The sequence below is a fragment of the Acinetobacter sp. ATCC 27244 genome (assembly GCF_000156555.1).
Classification (GTDB): Bacteria; Pseudomonadota; Gammaproteobacteria; order Pseudomonadales; family Moraxellaceae; genus Acinetobacter; species Acinetobacter haemolyticus.
Window position 1 is genome coordinate 14,655 of the sequence record NZ_GG665960.1, and the last position, 16,773, is coordinate 31,427.

Genomic DNA, 16,773 nt, shown 5'->3' on the forward strand with positions numbered 1-16,773 from the left:
TTAAACCGATTTAGTCTTGTCACTCAACTCTTGCGCTAGCTCTTGGCTACGCTTTTGAGCCGCTGCAAGTGCTGCTTGAATATTCTGTGAAATCTGGGCACGATCAAACACCTCTAATGCTGCCTGCGTCGTACCATTTGGAGAGGTCACATTTTTACGTAACTCTGCTGGAGAATTAGAGCTGGTTATTGCCATTTGCGCCGCGCCTAAAGCTGTCTGCAAAGTCAATGCTGTTGCTACTTTTTCATCCAAACCAAGATTCTTTCCTGCGCGAATCATACTTTCCATTAAATAGAAAAAGTAAGCTGGGCCAGAACCTGATACCGCTGTCACTGCATCTATTTGGGCCTCATTATCCACCCAAATCGTCAAACCAGTCGCCGCTAAAATTTGACTGGTTAATTCACGATCTTGCGTCCCTACTGCCGCTGGAGCATAGATCCCATGCGCACCCGTTTGAACCAATGCTGGTGTATTTGGCATCACTCGAACAACTCGTTGACTTCCACCAATTAAGTCTGAAATGGTTTGAATCTCTGCGCCAGCAATAATTGAGATCACAAGTTTATCTGACAACAGCCCTTTTAATGGTTGTAATACCGTTGCCAACACTTGTGGTTTAACTGCCAAAACAACCACATCCGCATTTTTAATCGCTTCGAGATTATCTGTGGTGGTCTGAACGCCTTTTTCTTCTAATATTTGACGAATCTGCTCAACAGGATCTGAAACTGTAATGCGTGTTACGGGTAAACCGCGTGAAAGTAGCCCACCAATCAAGGCCTGCGCCATGTTACCGCCGCCAATAAAACAGATATTTTGATTCAATGAAGTCGCCATGTCCTACTCGTGATATGAAAAAGACTGATCAGAAAAACCATTACAGTCAGAAATTAAACTTGGTTGCCAACCGCTCTGTACCACATACTCAGATTGCGCCAACCAAAAACCCTTTGGGCTAAAAACCCCAAGCATAACATTATCTACGACTAATATTTGAATTGTATGACGTAACCAAGGCAAAATCTGTGCTTCTTGTATCGCTTTTTTTAGCGGCCAATGCCCCACTCGACCATAGAGATGAATTTTTTCCCCACCTTGTCGCTTGAGCAACTTTAATTCTCGTCCAAGTAATTCTGGCGCAAGCCCAACTGTTTGAGAAATAATTTCAAATTTTCCAGCAGCAACCTGTATAGATTGCCCTGCAAAAAAACAGAGGGGGGATATATTGGGGATCGTCGATACTTTTTCAGCATAAAGCTCATCATGCCTAAGACGATATAATCTTTTCTGATAGCGCAGGTAATAATATGGATGAATATGCAAACTAGCCTGTGCGTCTGGCTTAGAAAAAATAACTTCATTTTGTAGACGCTTGACCATCTCATAACTTGGACGATATTGCTCATCACCCTTAATCCAAGCTGAAAGTAATTGGCGTTGCCGTGCAGCGGAAAGCTGAGCTAACTGCTCTAAATCAAGCTGATGATCGACAACACATTGCTGATAATCTGCCTTTAACACATCATCCAAGATTTCAGCAGCATCCTGCATTAAATAACTTGTCCGTGCCACAGCCGACTGCATCTTGGGAAAGCGTTTCTCTAAAACGCCCCATAACTCCTCTCTACACCACGCTCGATCATAATGAATATCCGAATTGGTCGGATCAATCACATATTCAAAGCCGAGTTGATTTGACCATTGTTCAATCTGTTCTCGGCTTAAATCTAAGAAAGGTCGCCAAATGGTAAAATCTTTTCGATTGTCAATTTGCTGCATTGCAGCCAACCCATTAACACCAGCCCCAGAAAATAACCGAAGTAATAAAGTTTCAGCTTGATCCTGTTGATGATGTGCCAGCACAAGAATTTCATGGCCATCTAAATGTTGTTGATACGCTTGATAACGGGCATGCCGTGCTTGTTGTTCTAAATTGCCTGCATCAACAGATACTTTTTGAATAATACAAGGGATATTCAAAGCTTCAGACTGCTGTTGTACAAGTATTCCCCATTCAGCACTCATCTGCTGTAGCTGATGATCAATATAAATCGCACGGATTTGCTTGGGGAAAATTTCAGACATTAGATACAGCAACAGCATGGAATCCATGCCGCCGCTACACCCAATTAAGAATTGAGTTTTTTCTGTAAAATGCTGTGCTTGAGTTAAGACGCGATGCCTAAATTGCTGCTGCCAAACTTCATTAAACGTTGATAACGTGCGTCGCATCGTGCTTGTGCATCCATTGGTTGCAATTCATCTAAAGCTTGTTTTAACACATCTTTTAGGTCATGCATGACTTTTTCAGGATTTAAATGTGCACCTTCACCTTCATCCACAACGTATTCAACAATACCTAAAGCCTTTAATTTATCAGCAGTTAATGCTAATGCTTCACTAGCTTGTGCTGCCTTTTCAGCTGTTTTCCATAAAATAGATGCACAACCTTCAGGAGAAATCACTGAATAAATACTATGTGACAACATAATCACACGATCAGCAACACCAATACCAAGCGCACCACCCGAACCACCTTCACCCAATACAGTGGCAATTACAGGAACTTTTAAACTAGAAAGTTGTGCCAAACTGGTCGCGATCGCTTCTGCTTGACCACGCTCCTCAGCACCTACGCCAGGATAAGCACCCATAGTATCAACAAAGGTAAATACTGGTAAATTAAACCGTTCAGCCATATCCAGTAAACGTTGCGATTTACGGTATCCTTCAGGATTACACATACCGAAGTTGTGCTGTAACTTTTCACGAGTACTTCGTCCACGATGTTGACCAACCACCATGACTGGACGACCGTCAAAACGAGCCAAGCCACCAATCATTGCACCATCATCACCAAATAAACGATCACCATGTAGTGCATCAAACTCGGTAAAAATTTCACTTACATAATCAAGAAATTGCGGACGCTCAGGATGGCGTGCAATTTGAACCGTAGTCCAAGCCTTGGACTGAGTCGCTTTATTTTTCATACGTCGTAGAAAATCCCTAACAAGGATATAAGGTATATTGACACTTTATAAGCCGCGTATAATTAACTCAAAGGTCAACAATCCTTATGTTAATCAACAAATTTGTCTGACTGAATATTTAACTCAATGTCCCAATTTTTAAATTGCACTTGCTCATCATGCAAGTCAGCAACTAACAAAGGCCATTGTTTAGCATCGCCAGATACGCTCAATTGCCATTGTTGATCATTTACCACACTCAGTTCAATGGCAGGAAGCATCTGATCGCTACGACTATGGTTAAGTAAAACAGCTAGGCGAAGTAATAGACAAAGATAGACTAAATGCTTTCCTCCCACCTTAAAAACATCATTTTTTGCATCAGCACGTAACTTACGTCGATGATGCGAAACGAGATGTGAAAGATGATTTTGATCAATTTGAGAGAAGCCTGGAATATCCGAATGTTGCAATAAATATGCTCCATGTCGATGATATCCGCCATGACTAATTGCTAAACCAATTTCATGTAAATAAGCGGCACGACGCAGTAAGTCACTGTCTTCAGTCGTTAAATTTAAGGCATCAGCAACACGATCAAATAAATGTTGCGCAGTTTTGACGACACGTTCTGCTTGCTTAGGATCAGCGTTGTAACGTCCCATCAATGCTTGAACACTACGATCACGAATATCTTCATGTTGGAAACGACCCAGTAAGTCATACATGACACCTTCGCGTAATGCACCATCCGAATAAGCAAGTTTATCAATATCTAATACATCAAAAATTGCATACAAAATCGCCACCCCAGCTGGCAAAACTGCTCGACGATCTTCGCGTAGACCTTCAAAGTCAATTTCAGATGTATGCTTAAATTTGAGTAAACGATCTTTTAATTTATAAAGTCCTTCTCGGGTGAGATTTTCTTGCTCATCACTCCATCCAAGGTGCACTAAAATCTGGCGACAAGCTTTAATGGTACCACTCGAACCGACCACGGTATCCCAACCAACGGATTTATAAGTATTGGCAATACCTGACATTTCTTTGCGTGCAGCAACTACTGCCTTGTCAAAAGCTTTGGTTGAAATCTCACCATCAGCGAAGTAGGCTTTGCTATATGCCACACAGCCCATTTGCAAGGACTCAGTATGTAGCGGTTCAAATTTCTCACCGATGATAAACTCAGTTGAACCACCACCAATATCGACCACCAAACGACGTCCACCATTGGCCATGGTATGGGAAACCCCAAGATAGATCAGACGCGCTTCTTCACGACCTGCAATGATTTCAATGGGTTTAGGTAAAATTTCAGCAGCCTTCTGGATAAATTCATGTCCATTTTTCGCTTGTCTAAGTGCATTCGTTGCTACGATCCTCAAACGATTCGGCTGAACTGAACTCAAACGCCCAACAAAACGCGCCAAACAAGCTAAGCCTCTTTGCTGTGCAGCTTCAGTTAAATTTTTATTTTCATCGAGTCCAGCAGCTAACTGTACTTTTTCTGACATTGAAGCAACTTTTTTCACTTCACCGTGATCAACACGAGCTATTGCGAGATGGAAACTATTTGATCCCATATCAATCGCAGCAAGTAATTCCTCATCAATCAGAAAATCAGACATTATTTATATAAACCCATGCTCAATTCACGCATTAGAGTAATTCACACGCTTAGAATTTTAAAGTCATTTTCATCAATAAAAACCAGGTATTTCACTTTTCTTGCATAAATCATTGTATAAGTCGATGATCGGCATCGTGAGCAACCATTAGACTTTTTACTTCGAAACTTGAATAATCGTAATCAACCCTTACATAAATAGGGTCTGTTGATACTTCAGGTATGCTTTGCGTTATAGGCTAAAACAACACGAATGAGGCATACATTCATGAAATATCGACAGACCCTCACGTAGCAATGTAATATTCACTCTGAAATTGAATTGATACTTTTTTTAAAAAATTTGGAGCAATCCCATGTCTGCGACTATTGTTAATACATCTGATGAAAACTTCCAAGCAGATGTTTTAGATGCTGAAACTCCCGTTCTTGTTGATTTCTGGGCTGGCTGGTGTGCGCCTTGTAAAGCAATCGCACCTGTACTTGAAGATCTATCAAATGAGTACGAAGGCAAAGTCAAAATCGTCAAAGTTGATGTTACTGCTTGCGAAGAAACAGCTGTGAAATACAACATCCGTAATATCCCAGCATTACTTATGTTTAAAAACGGTGAAGTCGTTGCTCAACAAGTTGGTGCAGCACCGCGTTCTAAACTTGCAGCATTTATCGATCAAAACATCTAATTTATAGATGTTTTTATGTCTATCTGCGGAACTACGTTTTTATTGAACAGCGTAGTCCGCGGTAAACATTGACAACACAGCCAATTAGGTCTATATTTCTCGATCAAGAAGCTTTGAATGGAATCTACTTCATTGCGCTTCTTACAAGACACAAAACATAAGATCGCCGCTCGGCAATAACAATTGTTTTCACATTTCTCTCTGAAACAATGAACCAGACTACTGAATCGTGGTTGTTTAAATACAATTACCTCAGCATGTATGTACGCGGTCGATTTTTTATTCTTCCCTTAACGTAGTCCTCCACTTATTCCATTCTGTCTGACCACTTATGAACTTAACTGAACTCAAGAAAAAACCCATTGGCGAACTCATTAAAATTGCGGAGTTTATGGGCCTTGAAGGCATGGCACGTAACCGCAAACAAGATATTATTTTTGCTATTTTAAAACGCCATGCGATGAATGGCGAAGAAATTTTTGGTGATGGCGTTCTCGAAATCCTTTCTGATGGTTTTGGTTTTTTACGCTCCGCTGCTGGTTCATATTTAGCTGGACCAGATGACATTTATGTCAGTCCATCCCAAATTCGTCGTTTTAACTTACGTACAGGTGACACGATTACTGGTACGATTCGCCCACCAAAAGAAGGTGAGCGTTACTTTGCCTTATTAAAAGTCAACCAAATTAATTACGACACACCTGAAAACTCACGTAATAAAATTTTATTCGAAAACTTAACGCCTCTATTCCCAACTGAACAACTTGTTATGGAGTTGGGGAATGGTACAACTGAAGATTTAACAGCACGTGTTGTCGATTTAGTTGCTCCAATCGGTAAAGGTCAACGTTCAATCATTGTTGCACCGCCTAAAGCGGGTAAAACCATGTTATTACAGAACATCGCTCAATCGATCGTCCGTAATAATCCAGAAGTTTTTCTTATCGTACTTTTAATCGACGAACGTCCTGAAGAAGTAACAGAAATGGAACGTACTGTCCGTGGTGAAGTGGTTGCATCTACATTTGATGAAGCACCTGCTCGTCACGTACAAGTTGCAGAAATGGTCATCGAAAAAGCAAAACGTTTAGTCGAGCATAAAAAAGATGTCGTGATTCTGCTTGACTCGATTACACGTCTAGCTCGTGCATACAACACCGTGATTCCATCTTCAGGTAAAGTCTTGACGGGTGGTGTAGATGCACACGCATTAGAACGACCAAAACGTTTCTTTGGTGCAGCCCGTAATATCGAAGAAGGTGGTTCACTCACCATCATCTCTACTGCTTTGATCGAAACTGGCAGTAAAATGGATGATGTGATCTATGAGGAATTCAAAGGTACAGGTAACCAAGAGATCACACTTGATCGCCGTATTGCTGAAAAACGCGTTTTCCCTGCAATGAATATCAAAAAATCAGGAACACGTCGTGAAGAACGCCTCATGGACGAAGATAACCTTCGTAAAGTATGGATTCTCCGTAAACTGCTTCATCCAATGGATGAGTTAGCAGCAATGGAGTTCTTACTAGATCGCATGAAAGAAACCAAAACCAATGATGACTTTTTTGATCAGATGAAACGCAAAGCAGCAAACTAATCTACTGTGCGACCCAAAGCAGCCACCTTTATGGTGGCTGTTGTTATTTGGTTGACATGGTTACATAATGGTTACAATTTACCTTGTTTTTATCAAAATCCACTATCCAATTGATTTAAATATAAATAAATATACCCTCAAAAGCATTTTGTTCAATATCTCCGATTTATAAACACTAATCCATAGTTATTTTCTATCAAAAAATAACCAATTTTTGTCCATTTTTGACGTTTTGCCAGACAGAATAGTAGTAATTCATGATGCGCTTTGATAGGATAGCAACTGACTAGTTAGGCTGCTCCCTGCGTTATTTCCTAAAAATTTTAGGAAAAATAAAAGCACAAACAGACTAACTCAGGTTCTTTTTAATCTCACAATTTTATGAGAGTGATGCCATGTTATTCAAAAAATTTGCTGTTATTGCTGCTGTTGCAACTACTTTAGCTTTCGTTGGTTGCTCTAAGAAAGAAGAAGCACCTGCTACTGACGCAACTGCTGCTGCTTCTGAAGCTGTAGCTGCTGCTTCTGAAGCTCAAACTGAAGTTGCTGCTGCTGCTTCTGAAGTTGCTGTTGCTGCATCTGAAGCTGCTCCAGCTTCTGCTGCTCAATAATCTATTTATAGATTATAAAAAAGAGAACCTTTGGTTCTCTTTTTTTACGCCTATACTTTCTGAGATTCAAAAAGTTAAGATGAAAAAGCAGATCAATCGACCTGCTCGTTCCCCACACGCTGTCTAAATTTTTGACCTGCTCTGAACGTTACTACACGGCGCGCAGAAATTGGAATCTCCTCACCCGTTTTAGGATTACGTCCAGGACGCTCACGCTTATCACGTAGCTCAAAATTACCGAATCCAGAAAGTTTGACTTGTTCGCCAGAAATTAATGCCTGACTAATTTCGTCAAAAAACAACTCGACCATTTGTTTTGCTTCACGACGATTTAAACTCGTTAGCTCACTTAAATGGTCCGCCATATCTGCTTTTGTTAATGCTGTCATGAGGCCCTCAATGTCGCTTGATAAGTGTTTTCCAACACTTGAATAATGTTATCCATACCAGATTTGATTTCAGCATCTTCAAGCGTACGAGCCGGATGTTGCCACAACAATGCAAAAGCTAAAGAGCGCTTGCCTTGTTCAACCCCTTGCCCCGTATACACATCGAACAACCATGTGGAGTCAAGTAACTCACCACCTGTTTGTTCAATCATGCGCTGAATATCTTTCACTTCAATATTATCAGAGATTAAAAGCGCAATATCACGTCTAACCGATGGAAAACGTGATAATTCTGTAAAATTAGATACATAAGATTGCAAAACTGCTTGCTGATCTAGCTCAGCAACCCATGTTGTACCCAAATCTAAATCATTTTCCAAAGAAGGATGCAAACGTCCCAAGTAACCAATTGACTGTCCATTTACCAAAATTTCAGCTGATTGTCCTGGGTGTAGCCATGCTCTCTGCGTACGAGCAAACTCTGCCTTCACTCGACCTGCTGCCAAAATTTCTTCAATTTCACCTTTAAAATCAAAGAAATCCATTGCTTGAGGTTTTACATGCCATGATTCAGGTGCAAGTGAACCCACAGCAATCAATGCCAACGTTGGAATCTGCTTAAGATCATGGATATCTTTTGCACCTTGATAGTCAAAACGTAAGCCTAACTCAAAGAAGCGGACACGATGTTGTTGACGATTCAAGTTATATTGCACACAAGGAATCAAGCTTGAAAGTAACGTACTACGCATCGCAGCTAGATCACTTGAAATCGGATTAGCCAACATCAAGGGCTGTACAGCTGGATTCAGTTGTTTTTCCAATTTTGCATCAGCAAAACTAAAACTAATCGCTTCTTGATAGCCTAAAGTTGCTACGGTTTGACGTAGTTGTGCAATTTCAAAACGATCTTGATACTTCTCTAACTTCACATCAATCTTTGGCAAACTGATTTGGATGTTGTCATAGCCATGAATACGTGCAACTTCTTCAACTAAGTCTTGATAGATTGCGATATCATAACGATGCGATGGAGGAATCACATTCCACTCACCTTGTGCTGTCGTTTCAACCACACAACCTAAACGCATCAACGCATCTGCGATAAAATCACCCGCGACCTCATAACCCAGTAGTTGATCCACTTGAGCCTGCTTTAACTGAATCGCTTCACGCGTTGGCAATAAAGCCACTTGTTCAGCAACCGTAATTGGACCAAACTCACCACCAGCAAATGTCTGAATCAACTCACATGCACGATGCATCGCGATGATTGGCAATTCAAAATCAACGCCACGTTCATAACGCTGTGATGAATCAGTATGTAAGCCAAAACGACGCGCACGACCAGCTATTGCTAAAGGTGCAAAAAATGCACTTTCTAAGAAAATATCTTGTGTTTCATCCGTAACAGAAGAGTCTAAGCCTCCCATGATGCCAGCAATCGCCAATGCTTTTTGATCATCCGCAATGACCATGATGTCATCTTGCAATTCAACTTCTTGATCATTTAGCAGCATCAATTTTTCTTTTGGCTGAGCTTGACGGACTTGAATCGAACCTTTTATCTTCGTCAAATCAAAAGCATGCATTGGTTGACCCAACTCAAGTAACACATAGTTGGTAATATCAACCAAAATACTATGGGTACGAATACCTGAGTGAGCTAGAGCTTGTTCCATCCACTCTGGTGTAGGGGCTTTCACATTCACATTTTTGATAATACGACCTAAATAACGCGGCGTACCTTCAGTCGTGATGATGACTGCTTTTTCATCAGTGATGGTTGCAGGAACAGGTTGAATATCAGGTTCATTCATCTTCAACTGATTGATTACTGCGATTTCTCGTGCAATACCACGAATACTAAAACAGTCACCACGGTTTGGCGTGATACTGATGTCAATCACATTGTCATCAAGTTTTAAATATTCACGGATATTCATGCCAACAGGTGCATCAGCAGGAAGCTCTAACAAGCCATCAATCTTGTCTTCTAAATCAATTTCAGAAGCACCACATAGCATGCCTTGTGATTCAATACCACGAAGCTTGCCTTTTTTAATTTTGAAATCGCCTGGTAACACTGCACCAATGGTGGCAACAGGTGCTTTCATCCCCACACGAACATTTGGCGCCCCACAAACAATCTGTAATGGCTCACCCGAACCAACATTTACAGTCGTGACACGCAAACGATCTGCATCTGGATGCTGCTCAACCGTCAGAACTTCACCAACAACCACGCCTGTAAATGGCTTTGCCACAGGCGCTAACTCATCAACTTCTAAGCCAAGCATGGTCAATTGATCAGACAATGTATTGCTATCAATTGCTGGATTAACCCACGTGCGTAACCAATTTTCACTAATTTTCATGTGTATAAACCTTATTTAATCCTGAAAAACTGTTTAGGCAAACTGGCGTAAGAAACGCACATCATTTTGGTAGAACATACGTAAGTCATTAATGCCATAACGTAACATTGCAAAACGCTCTACCCCTAAACCAAAAGCAAAGCCTTTGTACTTATCAGGATCAATACCTGCAGCACGTAATACATTTGGATGTACCATGCCACAGCCCAAAACTTCTAACCAACGACCACGCTCATCCATAATATCCACTTCAGCACTTGGCTCAGTGAATGGGAAATAGGATGGACGGAAACGTACTTTTAAATCTTTTTCAAAAAATTCAGTGAGCAAATTAATCAACAGACCTTTTAATTCTGCAAAACTGGTGTTTTCGGCAACGTACAAACCTTCGATCTGATGAAACATCGGTGAATGCGTTTGATCTGAGTCACAACGATAAACACGGCCAGGACACACAATACGGATTGGTGGCTGATTGGTTTCCATCGTACGGATTTGCACACCCGAAGTATGAGTACGGAGTAAATGAGTTGCATCAAAATAGAAAGTATCGTGCATTGCACGTGCTGGGTGATGCCCCGGAATATTCAATGCCTCAAAGTTGTGATAATCATCTTCAACTTCTGGACCATGTGCCACTTGGAAACCTGCTTTGGTAAAGAACTGACAAATACGCTCTTGAACTTGGGTCACCGGGTGGATACTTCCCATACGTTGACCGCGGCCAGGTAAAGTAATATCAATGGTCTCACTCGCTAATTTTTTAGCAAGCTCAGCTTGTTGTAATGTTTGTTGACGCTCAGTCAATGCAGCGTTGATCGCTTCACGAACAGCATGAATAGCAGCACCTTGTACTTTACGCTCTTCAGGATCCATTTTTCCAAGTGCTTTCGATTGCTCTGCAAGCTGGCTTTTTTCCCTGTAAATTGCACACGTACTTGATCGAGTGCAGCAAGGTCTTGAGCCGCTGCAATGGCAGCAAGCGCTTCAGTGGTCAGGGCTTCCAGTGACATAGTAACTCTCAAAGCAACAAATTATAGAAATATAATAAAACGCTATAGTTTATCAGCTTTTTACCTATTTTTTGAAGATTAAGCCTATTGAAAAAACATATGTCGCAACAATTTGCTAAAATCTTTCTTATCGCTAAAAGTCAAAGAGTAAAAACAATGGCGCTCGATCAAATTTGGAAAGTTCAATTGACGCTTGTCAGCTATGGCAATGAGTTTTTACAACAAAATCTTCCCTTCAGTGTCTGGGTTGATCACCCCATCTTTGCTCAACATCATTTCGAGTTCCGTGACCTCCAGTCACAACATCTTTTAGCACAACACTTTCAAGTTTGGTTGGAAGGTTTAAAACGTCAAGGCGTTGATCGATTAAGCTTGCACAATGCACAGCTCTTACAAGACCACCAAAACCCTAACGCCAATGTTGAATTACTTCCCTATGCTCACTTCATCGTGAGCCATGAAGGTAAAAATAAAACTGCATGGATTTGTGGGCATGAACTTGCTGAGTGGTATCAACATGACAATCCTTTCGAAGCACCCACCTCACAACAAATTTCACTAAGACAGGATGTATTTTGGCGTTACCCACTTCCAGACTCAATTGCTAAAAAAGTGACCCAAGAATTAAAAAATAATGACTGGCACGAAATTGAAAAGTTTATTAACCAAGAGCTTTTTAGCCATAAATGCGCAGAAAACTTCTTAGAACCAGAACAAGTAGAGCTACCTTTTTATGGTTATGAACTAGAACACAGCCATTTAGATCATGCTGACTTGGCTATTATTCCAACCACCTATCAAGCAGATTCAGCTCATCAACTCATGTATCGTATGTCAGCATTGACAGATTTTATCGAGAATCAACGTCGCCATCCTTATAACACCGATGGAGAAATGTTAAGTCCTGAACAACAAATTGTCTTACGCAACTTCGGACAAAAAACAGATGACTTATTTGCGAAACTGATTTCAAGAATTGCTAACCACTATAAAAATATTGATTTTGAAATGCCGATGGAACCCTATGACCGTACTATGGATGTAGCGAAAACGCCAACTCAGGCAGCAGCCCAACATAAAATGAATCATATCAGTGTGATAAAATTAGTCTTCATCACGATCATCATTTGTGGATTGGCTTATTATTTCGGATTATAAATATCCGTGTAATCAAGCTCATCTTCATCAATATTCATAAAATCAGGCTCAGGTGTTTGCTCAAATTGCACTGCAAGAATATCGGAATGCTTGAGTAAACTTGCCTTTGCTACACGATGCATACCGTCCATCACTCGACCCTGCGCACAGAGAATAATGGGATAATTGAGGTCTGCATCCTGAATCAAGTGAATATGCTCAATGATTTGCTGAGTTGTTGGATATTCATCTGGAAACCAATAAGCTTCGTTGAGTTCTTGAATATCAGTAAGCATAACTTTCTTGACTATGAAATTTTGGGCCAGCTTCACTAAACGATGAACATCCCAAATACAAGTATCGTCCCCCACTTGTCTAAAGTGATATTGTCTGCGCATGTTTTCACCGAAGATAGTTTAGTTTACTAAAAGGTGAGATCAGACTTGCATTAATGCAACCCCAAAGAGATTTAAACCATTCCATAATCTAGGGTCTTGAATATTTTCATGAGCTTTAGCCATACCCACTCCTTAGGTCTTATTCACTGGTGATGCCTCAACTAAGATACGATTATTTGTTGAAATTAGGAAATCTTTAATTCTTGATGTTGGGAAAGCTTTGCAAGAGTTGCTTGTATTAAATCAGTTAAAAATTTTGTATCACTCATATTATTTCCTTTTATTTATTTTATATGTTTAAAACACATTTGCTTAAAAATAAAAAAGACCGCTAAAAAGCGGCCTTCTTTGAATCTCTAAGCTTATGCAGCTAATGCGCCTTTAGCTTTTTCAGCTAAAGCAGCAAATGCTACTGCATCATGCATAGCGATGTCAGCTAATACGCGACGGTCGATGATCACTTGAGCTTTTTTCAAGCCATCGATCATGCGGCTGTAAGACAAACCGTTTTGACGAGCACCAGCATTGATACGCGCAATCCATAAAGCACGGAATTGACGTTTCTTTTGACGGCGGTCACGGTAAGCGTATTGACCAGCTTTGATTACCGCTTGGAACGCTACGCGATAAACACGTGAACGAGCACCATAGTAACCTTTAGCGCGAGCAAGAATTTTTTTGTGACGGCGATGAGCCACTACACCACGTTTTACACGAGCCATTTATAATCTCCTTAGATGTATGGGCACATAGCACGAACTGATGCAACGTCACTTACGTGAACCATTACACAACCGCGCAATTGACGGATACGCTTAGCAGATTTTTTGGTCAAAATGTGGCGCTTGAATGCTTGTTTGCGCTTGAAACCGTTTGCAGTCGCTTTAAAGCGTTTAGCTGCACCACGGCGAGTTTTTAACTTAGCCATAGTAACCTCTTTTAGTCACCTGTTCGGCTCGTTTGCACTATTGCAAATCGACCTGCAGGTAAGGAAGGCAGTATCATATAGCATCTTCGTTTAAATTTAAAGCAAAATTTCTGATCACAAAATACAATCGATTTGAGCCACATCAACAATGTCGAACTTACCTGGAGCTAACGAGAATCTACAACATAAACAGAAAGTAAATTAAGAAAATAATCCGAGATATAAGCCATACATAAACAAATAGCGTCCTGCTTTAGCAATTGTGACAATCAATAAGAACCGCCCAAAATGCTCTTTCATCAATCCAGCAATCAACGTAATCGGATCACCAATGATCGGCACCCAACTCAACAATAACGAGTAAAAACCATATTTATGATAGATCTGTTGTGCTTGCTGCAAACGTGGTTCTGAGACAGGAAACCACTTTTTATCTTTATAATGCTCTATTTTCAATCCCAACCACCAGTTAACACAAGAGCCCAAAACATTTCCAACTGTCGCAACAAGCAACAAATAAAATGGATTGGACATCCCCTGCACCAATAAAGTCATAAGCACAGCTTCAGACTGTAAAGGTAGTAATGTTGCAGCACCAAAAGCAGAGAGAAATAATAGAAAATAGGACATCAGGGTGTGAAAGCACTTACATAGAGATCAAAGCAATGCCCAGACAATATCACTTAAACTGATTCAATCAAAGTAAGTTTATCCCATGCTTGTCTAAGTTTCTGTGGGTTCATTTGTATCTTAAAAACCGCTTGTATTATTTCCCCAAACTCATGCGGGGTTGATAAAACCTTTTTATCAGATTTTTCTTTACCATGAATTCTCAATACCTGATCTTTCAATGTCATTCTGGCTTCCGTGGTCGCTGTAAATAACATTAAATGTTGAGTAAATAATGATTCAGGTGACGTTGATATATACCAATTGGCAATTTCCGCATCCGCCATCGCGATCTGTTGATCAGGATTAATTGCATACACATTGATCCATTCATTATGTAAAAAAACCTGAAGCATATACTTCACATCTGTCAGCACAGCCATGTCCAATCCACACTGTGCGACATCCACAAATCGAAACTGTTCCAAAGGTGTTGACTGCGCCTCTCCGATACAATCTAAAGATAGAATTGTTGTTGGTGTCATCCCCCCAAAGCCGGGATCATATAAAAATAATTGCTGATCGATTCGCACCAACGTGACTAAATGAGTACGGATAGGTGCTGTGGTATGTGCACTTTGATAATAGACACGACCTAATACGTTATAAGCGTCATACCCCAACTCAGTTAATGCAATTCTGCTCAGGGTGCTGTGCTCTAAGCAATACCCTTCCCGATTTTCATATAATAGTTTTTGAGCAAGTTGTTCGGGTACTAATGAGACTTCCTCCCCAAGAAAAGAGGATAGATTACCAAAAGGAATGTGCTCAACATGGAAACTTAGCAGAGTCTTTAAGTTCTCTAGCGTAGGTAAACAGTGCCCTTGAAAATCAAGTTTTTTTAAATAGTCTGTCGCGATTGTAGAGTTCATAACGCTTTATACTTGTTTTAAAATTACATTATCCTATACCGATCATAGAGCTTTAAGTCTAAAAATTACACAACTATAAAATAGTCACGCTGATAGGGCTAAATGCATGGTTTTAACACAGATTATTTCTTCATTTTGGCGACCTTAGATCGCACAAAAAAATTCGCGACGGAAAAAATGAATGGAAAAGCAAATGCGACCCAAAATGTAAGGTCTGACGTTACAACTCGTTGATATAAACTAAGTTGGATAGCATCATCTGAAACTGCCGCCCAGTCAATGGATACCGTATGATAAAGATAAGTGCTTAACAATAACGACAGGCTTAAAAAGCTCACGAAAAGCCAAGTGCTACCATATGAGTTTCTAGTTTCCACCTGCAGCCAAGCAAATAACGTAGAAAATAAAAGCCCCAACACTCCGATCAAAGCAAAGACCAAAATCCCCAAATGATCTTCGGAATAGCGATTGTGTAGCAGAGCGCAGACGATTGCTGTAAGTATCAACAATCCCATCGCAATCGCCCAATGTCTCAGATAAAGTTGTTGTTTCACAACACGTATTATCCTACTTTGATCGATAAAGCTCTTTGTATGGCAGGACGTGCAGTTAAGCGATCGATATAATCTTTCACATAAGGATAATCTTCGAGTTGAATACTTTGCCACTCATAGCGTAATGCCCAAGGTAAAATCGCCATATCTGCGATTGAGTATTCACCAGCTACAAACTTCTGACCAACCAGCTGTTTATTCAAAACACCATACAGCCGTTTGGTTTCATTGATATAGCGCTCCGTCGCATAAGGAATACGCTCAGGTGCAAACTTGTTGAAATGATGGTTTTGCCCAAGCATCGGACCAAAACCACCCATTTGCCACATCAACCATTGCTCTACCTCAACTCGCTCTTGCTCATCAACGGGATAGAACAATCCAGTTTTGCGACCTAAATATTGCAAGATTGCGCCAGATTCAAATACAGAAATTGGTTCACCACGTGGACCATTTTGATCAACGATTGCTGGAATTTTATTGTTTGGAGAAATCCTTAAAAAGTCTGGCTGAAACTGATCATTTTCTAAAATATTAATCGGGAAGATTTGATATTCAAGCCCCATTTCTTCTAAAGCAATCGTTATTTTATGGCCATTGGGAGTACCCCAATAATATAAGTCAATCATTTAGTTATCCTATTCATCTTTATCTTGATTATTGTTGCGTTATATCACATTTTTCAGAATTTGATCAGCACCGTAGCACGAAAAAGAAACAATAAAATTATGTTTGCAAAGAGGATATTAGGGAGTTTATCCAGTCTATCGATTCGCTAAAAACTCTTTCGCCTTTTCACCAACAAATCGACGACCTAAATTATTTCCATTAATCCATTCTTCAACCGAGAATAAATCAAACAAACCTACTTTCACTAAGGTTGGGATAGCACACTCTAACTCAGTCTCGACTTCACCACGTACACCTGCATTATAT

The 16,773-nt window shown here is 40.3% G+C and carries 17 protein-coding genes and 3 pseudogenes; 4 read left to right on the forward strand and 16 right to left on the reverse strand.

Translation table 11 applies throughout. The annotated features are described in order from the left end of the window. From proC to ppx, 4 genes are all read right to left on the reverse strand, one after another. On the reverse strand, positions 1-840 hold the full coding sequence (gene proC, locus HMPREF0023_RS11305) for a pyrroline-5-carboxylate reductase (RefSeq protein WP_005085274.1): 840 nt from the start codon (positions 838-840) through the stop codon (positions 1-3). A gap of 3 nt (positions 841-843) precedes the next feature. Continuing rightward, the gene (gene tilS, locus HMPREF0023_RS11310; RefSeq protein WP_008942164.1) at positions 844-2,235 is read right to left on the reverse strand and encodes a tRNA lysidine(34) synthetase TilS; all 1,392 of its coding nucleotides are present in this window, start codon (positions 2,233-2,235) and stop codon (positions 844-846) included. After that, positions 2,172-2,996 (reverse strand): acetyl-CoA carboxylase carboxyltransferase subunit alpha, encoded by an 825-nt coding sequence (locus HMPREF0023_RS11315; protein ID WP_004637978.1) that lies wholly within the window; start codon positions 2,994-2,996, stop codon positions 2,172-2,174. Before HMPREF0023_RS11315 ends, tilS begins: the two co-directional genes overlap by 64 nt. Positions 2,997-3,085: 89 nt before the next feature. Then, a complete protein-coding gene (gene ppx, locus HMPREF0023_RS11320; protein WP_004637977.1) occupies positions 3,086-4,606 on the reverse strand; it encodes an exopolyphosphatase in 1,521 nt (506 codons plus the stop codon). A gap of 355 nt (positions 4,607-4,961) precedes the next feature. On the opposite strand from ppx, the gene trxA reads away from it, so the two are divergent. The 3 genes from trxA to HMPREF0023_RS11335 all read left to right on the forward strand — a co-directional run bounded on the left by trxA (position 4,962) and on the right by HMPREF0023_RS11335 (position 7,499). Then, positions 4,962-5,288 (forward strand): thioredoxin, encoded by a 327-nt coding sequence (gene trxA / locus HMPREF0023_RS11325; RefSeq protein ID WP_004637976.1) that lies wholly within the window; start codon positions 4,962-4,964, stop codon positions 5,286-5,288. Positions 5,289-5,619: 331 nt separating this feature from the next. Continuing rightward, positions 5,620-6,888, forward strand: a complete 1,269-nt coding sequence (rho, locus tag HMPREF0023_RS11330) for a transcription termination factor Rho (protein ID WP_005085280.1) — start codon at positions 5,620-5,622, stop codon at positions 6,886-6,888. A gap of 395 nt (positions 6,889-7,283) precedes the next feature. Further along, positions 7,284-7,499: a hypothetical protein gene (locus HMPREF0023_RS11335; protein WP_004637974.1), complete on the forward strand. Its 216-nt coding sequence runs from the start codon at positions 7,284-7,286 to the stop codon at positions 7,497-7,499. 92 nt (positions 7,500-7,591) lie between these two features. Here HMPREF0023_RS11335 and HMPREF0023_RS11340 read toward each other — a convergent pair whose 3' ends face one another. The 3 genes and pseudogenes from HMPREF0023_RS11340 to pheS all read right to left on the reverse strand — a co-directional run bounded on the left by HMPREF0023_RS11340 (position 7,592) and on the right by pheS (position 11,279). Continuing rightward, positions 7,592-7,888, reverse strand: coding sequence for an integration host factor subunit alpha (locus tag HMPREF0023_RS11340; RefSeq protein WP_004637973.1), 297 nt, complete (start codon positions 7,886-7,888; stop codon positions 7,592-7,594). Next, complete coding sequence (gene pheT / locus HMPREF0023_RS11345; protein WP_005085286.1) at positions 7,885-10,266, reverse strand: phenylalanine--tRNA ligase subunit beta; 2,382 nt, start codon at positions 10,264-10,266, stop codon at positions 7,885-7,887. Before pheT ends, HMPREF0023_RS11340 begins: the two co-directional genes overlap by 4 nt. Positions 10,267-10,299: 33 nt before the next feature. After that, a pseudogene (pheS, locus tag HMPREF0023_RS11350) lies at positions 10,300-11,279 on the reverse strand (phenylalanine--tRNA ligase subunit alpha). A 156-nt stretch (positions 11,280-11,435) separates the two neighbouring features. On the opposite strand from pheS, the gene HMPREF0023_RS11355 reads away from it, so the two are divergent. Beyond that, a complete protein-coding gene (locus HMPREF0023_RS11355; RefSeq protein WP_005085288.1) occupies positions 11,436-12,437 on the forward strand; it encodes a hypothetical protein in 1,002 nt (333 codons plus the stop codon). Here the strand turns inward: HMPREF0023_RS11355 and HMPREF0023_RS11360 are convergent. The 9 genes and pseudogenes from HMPREF0023_RS11360 to HMPREF0023_RS17125 form a co-directional block, all read right to left on the reverse strand. Next, complete coding sequence (locus HMPREF0023_RS11360) at positions 12,422-12,814, reverse strand: hypothetical protein (RefSeq protein WP_005092360.1); 393 nt, start codon at positions 12,812-12,814, stop codon at positions 12,422-12,424. The two genes, HMPREF0023_RS11355 and HMPREF0023_RS11360, sit on opposite strands and share 16 nt — an antisense overlap. A gap of 39 nt (positions 12,815-12,853) precedes the next feature. Continuing rightward, positions 12,854-13,056, reverse strand: a pseudogene (locus tag HMPREF0023_RS16945) (NADAR domain-containing protein); the annotation flags it as partial. Positions 13,057-13,176: 120 nt separating this feature from the next. Then, positions 13,177-13,536, reverse strand: a complete 360-nt coding sequence (gene rplT / locus HMPREF0023_RS11370; protein ID WP_000124858.1) for a 50S ribosomal protein L20 — start codon at positions 13,534-13,536, stop codon at positions 13,177-13,179. A gap of 11 nt (positions 13,537-13,547) precedes the next feature. Beyond that, positions 13,548-13,742, reverse strand: a complete 195-nt coding sequence (gene rpmI / locus HMPREF0023_RS11375; protein WP_004637967.1) for a 50S ribosomal protein L35 — start codon at positions 13,740-13,742, stop codon at positions 13,548-13,550. A 201-nt stretch (positions 13,743-13,943) separates the two neighbouring features. After that, on the reverse strand, positions 13,944-14,372 hold the full coding sequence (locus HMPREF0023_RS11380; RefSeq protein ID WP_004637966.1) for a YqaA family protein: 429 nt from the start codon (positions 14,370-14,372) through the stop codon (positions 13,944-13,946). A gap of 53 nt (positions 14,373-14,425) precedes the next feature. Beyond that, positions 14,426-15,283, reverse strand: coding sequence for an arylamine N-acetyltransferase family protein (locus HMPREF0023_RS11385; RefSeq protein WP_005092358.1), 858 nt, complete (start codon positions 15,281-15,283; stop codon positions 14,426-14,428). Between the two features lie 122 nt (positions 15,284-15,405). Next, positions 15,406-15,837 carry a hypothetical protein gene (locus tag HMPREF0023_RS11390; RefSeq protein WP_008942167.1) on the reverse strand — a complete coding sequence of 144 codons (432 nt, stop codon included), beginning with the start codon at positions 15,835-15,837 and terminating at the stop codon, positions 15,406-15,408. An 8-nt stretch (positions 15,838-15,845) separates the two neighbouring features. Then, positions 15,846-16,466, reverse strand: a complete 621-nt coding sequence (locus HMPREF0023_RS11395; RefSeq protein WP_004637963.1) for a glutathione S-transferase N-terminal domain-containing protein — start codon at positions 16,464-16,466, stop codon at positions 15,846-15,848. Positions 16,467-16,601: 135 nt separating this feature from the next. Continuing rightward, a pseudogene (locus HMPREF0023_RS17125) lies at positions 16,602-16,773 on the reverse strand (hypothetical protein); the annotation flags it as partial.

What these genes read in the sequence shown, in the direction of transcription:
- ppx (WP_004637977.1), bottom strand. Translation starts at nt 4,606, where the DNA reads ATGTCTGATTTTCTGATTGATGAGGAATTACTTGCTGCGATTGATATG.
- rpmI (WP_004637967.1), bottom strand. Translation starts at nt 13,742, where the DNA reads ATGGCTAAGTTAAAAACTCGCCGTGGTGCAGCTAAACGCTTTAAAGCG.
- HMPREF0023_RS11395 (WP_004637963.1), bottom strand. Translation starts at nt 16,466, where the DNA reads ATGATTGACTTATATTATTGGGGTACTCCCAATGGCCATAAAATAACG.
- HMPREF0023_RS11360 (WP_005092360.1), bottom strand. Translation starts at nt 12,814, where the DNA reads ATGCGCAGACAATATCACTTTAGACAAGTGGGGGACGATACTTGTATT.
- HMPREF0023_RS11335 (WP_004637974.1), top strand. Translation starts at nt 7,284, where the DNA reads ATGTTATTCAAAAAATTTGCTGTTATTGCTGCTGTTGCAACTACTTTA.
- HMPREF0023_RS11380 (WP_004637966.1), bottom strand. Translation starts at nt 14,372, where the DNA reads ATGTCCTATTTTCTATTATTTCTCTCTGCTTTTGGTGCTGCAACATTA.
- pheT (WP_005085286.1), bottom strand. Translation starts at nt 10,266, where the DNA reads ATGAAAATTAGTGAAAATTGGTTACGCACGTGGGTTAATCCAGCAATT.
- proC (WP_005085274.1), bottom strand. Translation starts at nt 840, where the DNA reads ATGGCGACTTCATTGAATCAAAATATCTGTTTTATTGGCGGCGGTAAC.
- HMPREF0023_RS11385 (WP_005092358.1), bottom strand. Translation starts at nt 15,283, where the DNA reads ATGAACTCTACAATCGCGACAGACTATTTAAAAAAACTTGATTTTCAA.
- HMPREF0023_RS11340 (WP_004637973.1), bottom strand. Translation starts at nt 7,888, where the DNA reads ATGACAGCATTAACAAAAGCAGATATGGCGGACCATTTAAGTGAGCTA.
- HMPREF0023_RS11315 (WP_004637978.1), bottom strand. Translation starts at nt 2,996, where the DNA reads ATGAAAAATAAAGCGACTCAGTCCAAGGCTTGGACTACGGTTCAAATT.
- rho (WP_005085280.1), top strand. Translation starts at nt 5,620, where the DNA reads ATGAACTTAACTGAACTCAAGAAAAAACCCATTGGCGAACTCATTAAA.
- rplT (WP_000124858.1), bottom strand. Translation starts at nt 13,536, where the DNA reads ATGGCTCGTGTAAAACGTGGTGTAGTGGCTCATCGCCGTCACAAAAAA.
- trxA (WP_004637976.1), top strand. Translation starts at nt 4,962, where the DNA reads ATGTCTGCGACTATTGTTAATACATCTGATGAAAACTTCCAAGCAGAT.
- HMPREF0023_RS11355 (WP_005085288.1), top strand. Translation starts at nt 11,436, where the DNA reads ATGGCGCTCGATCAAATTTGGAAAGTTCAATTGACGCTTGTCAGCTAT.
- tilS (WP_008942164.1), bottom strand. Translation starts at nt 2,235, where the DNA reads ATGCGACGCACGTTATCAACGTTTAATGAAGTTTGGCAGCAGCAATTT.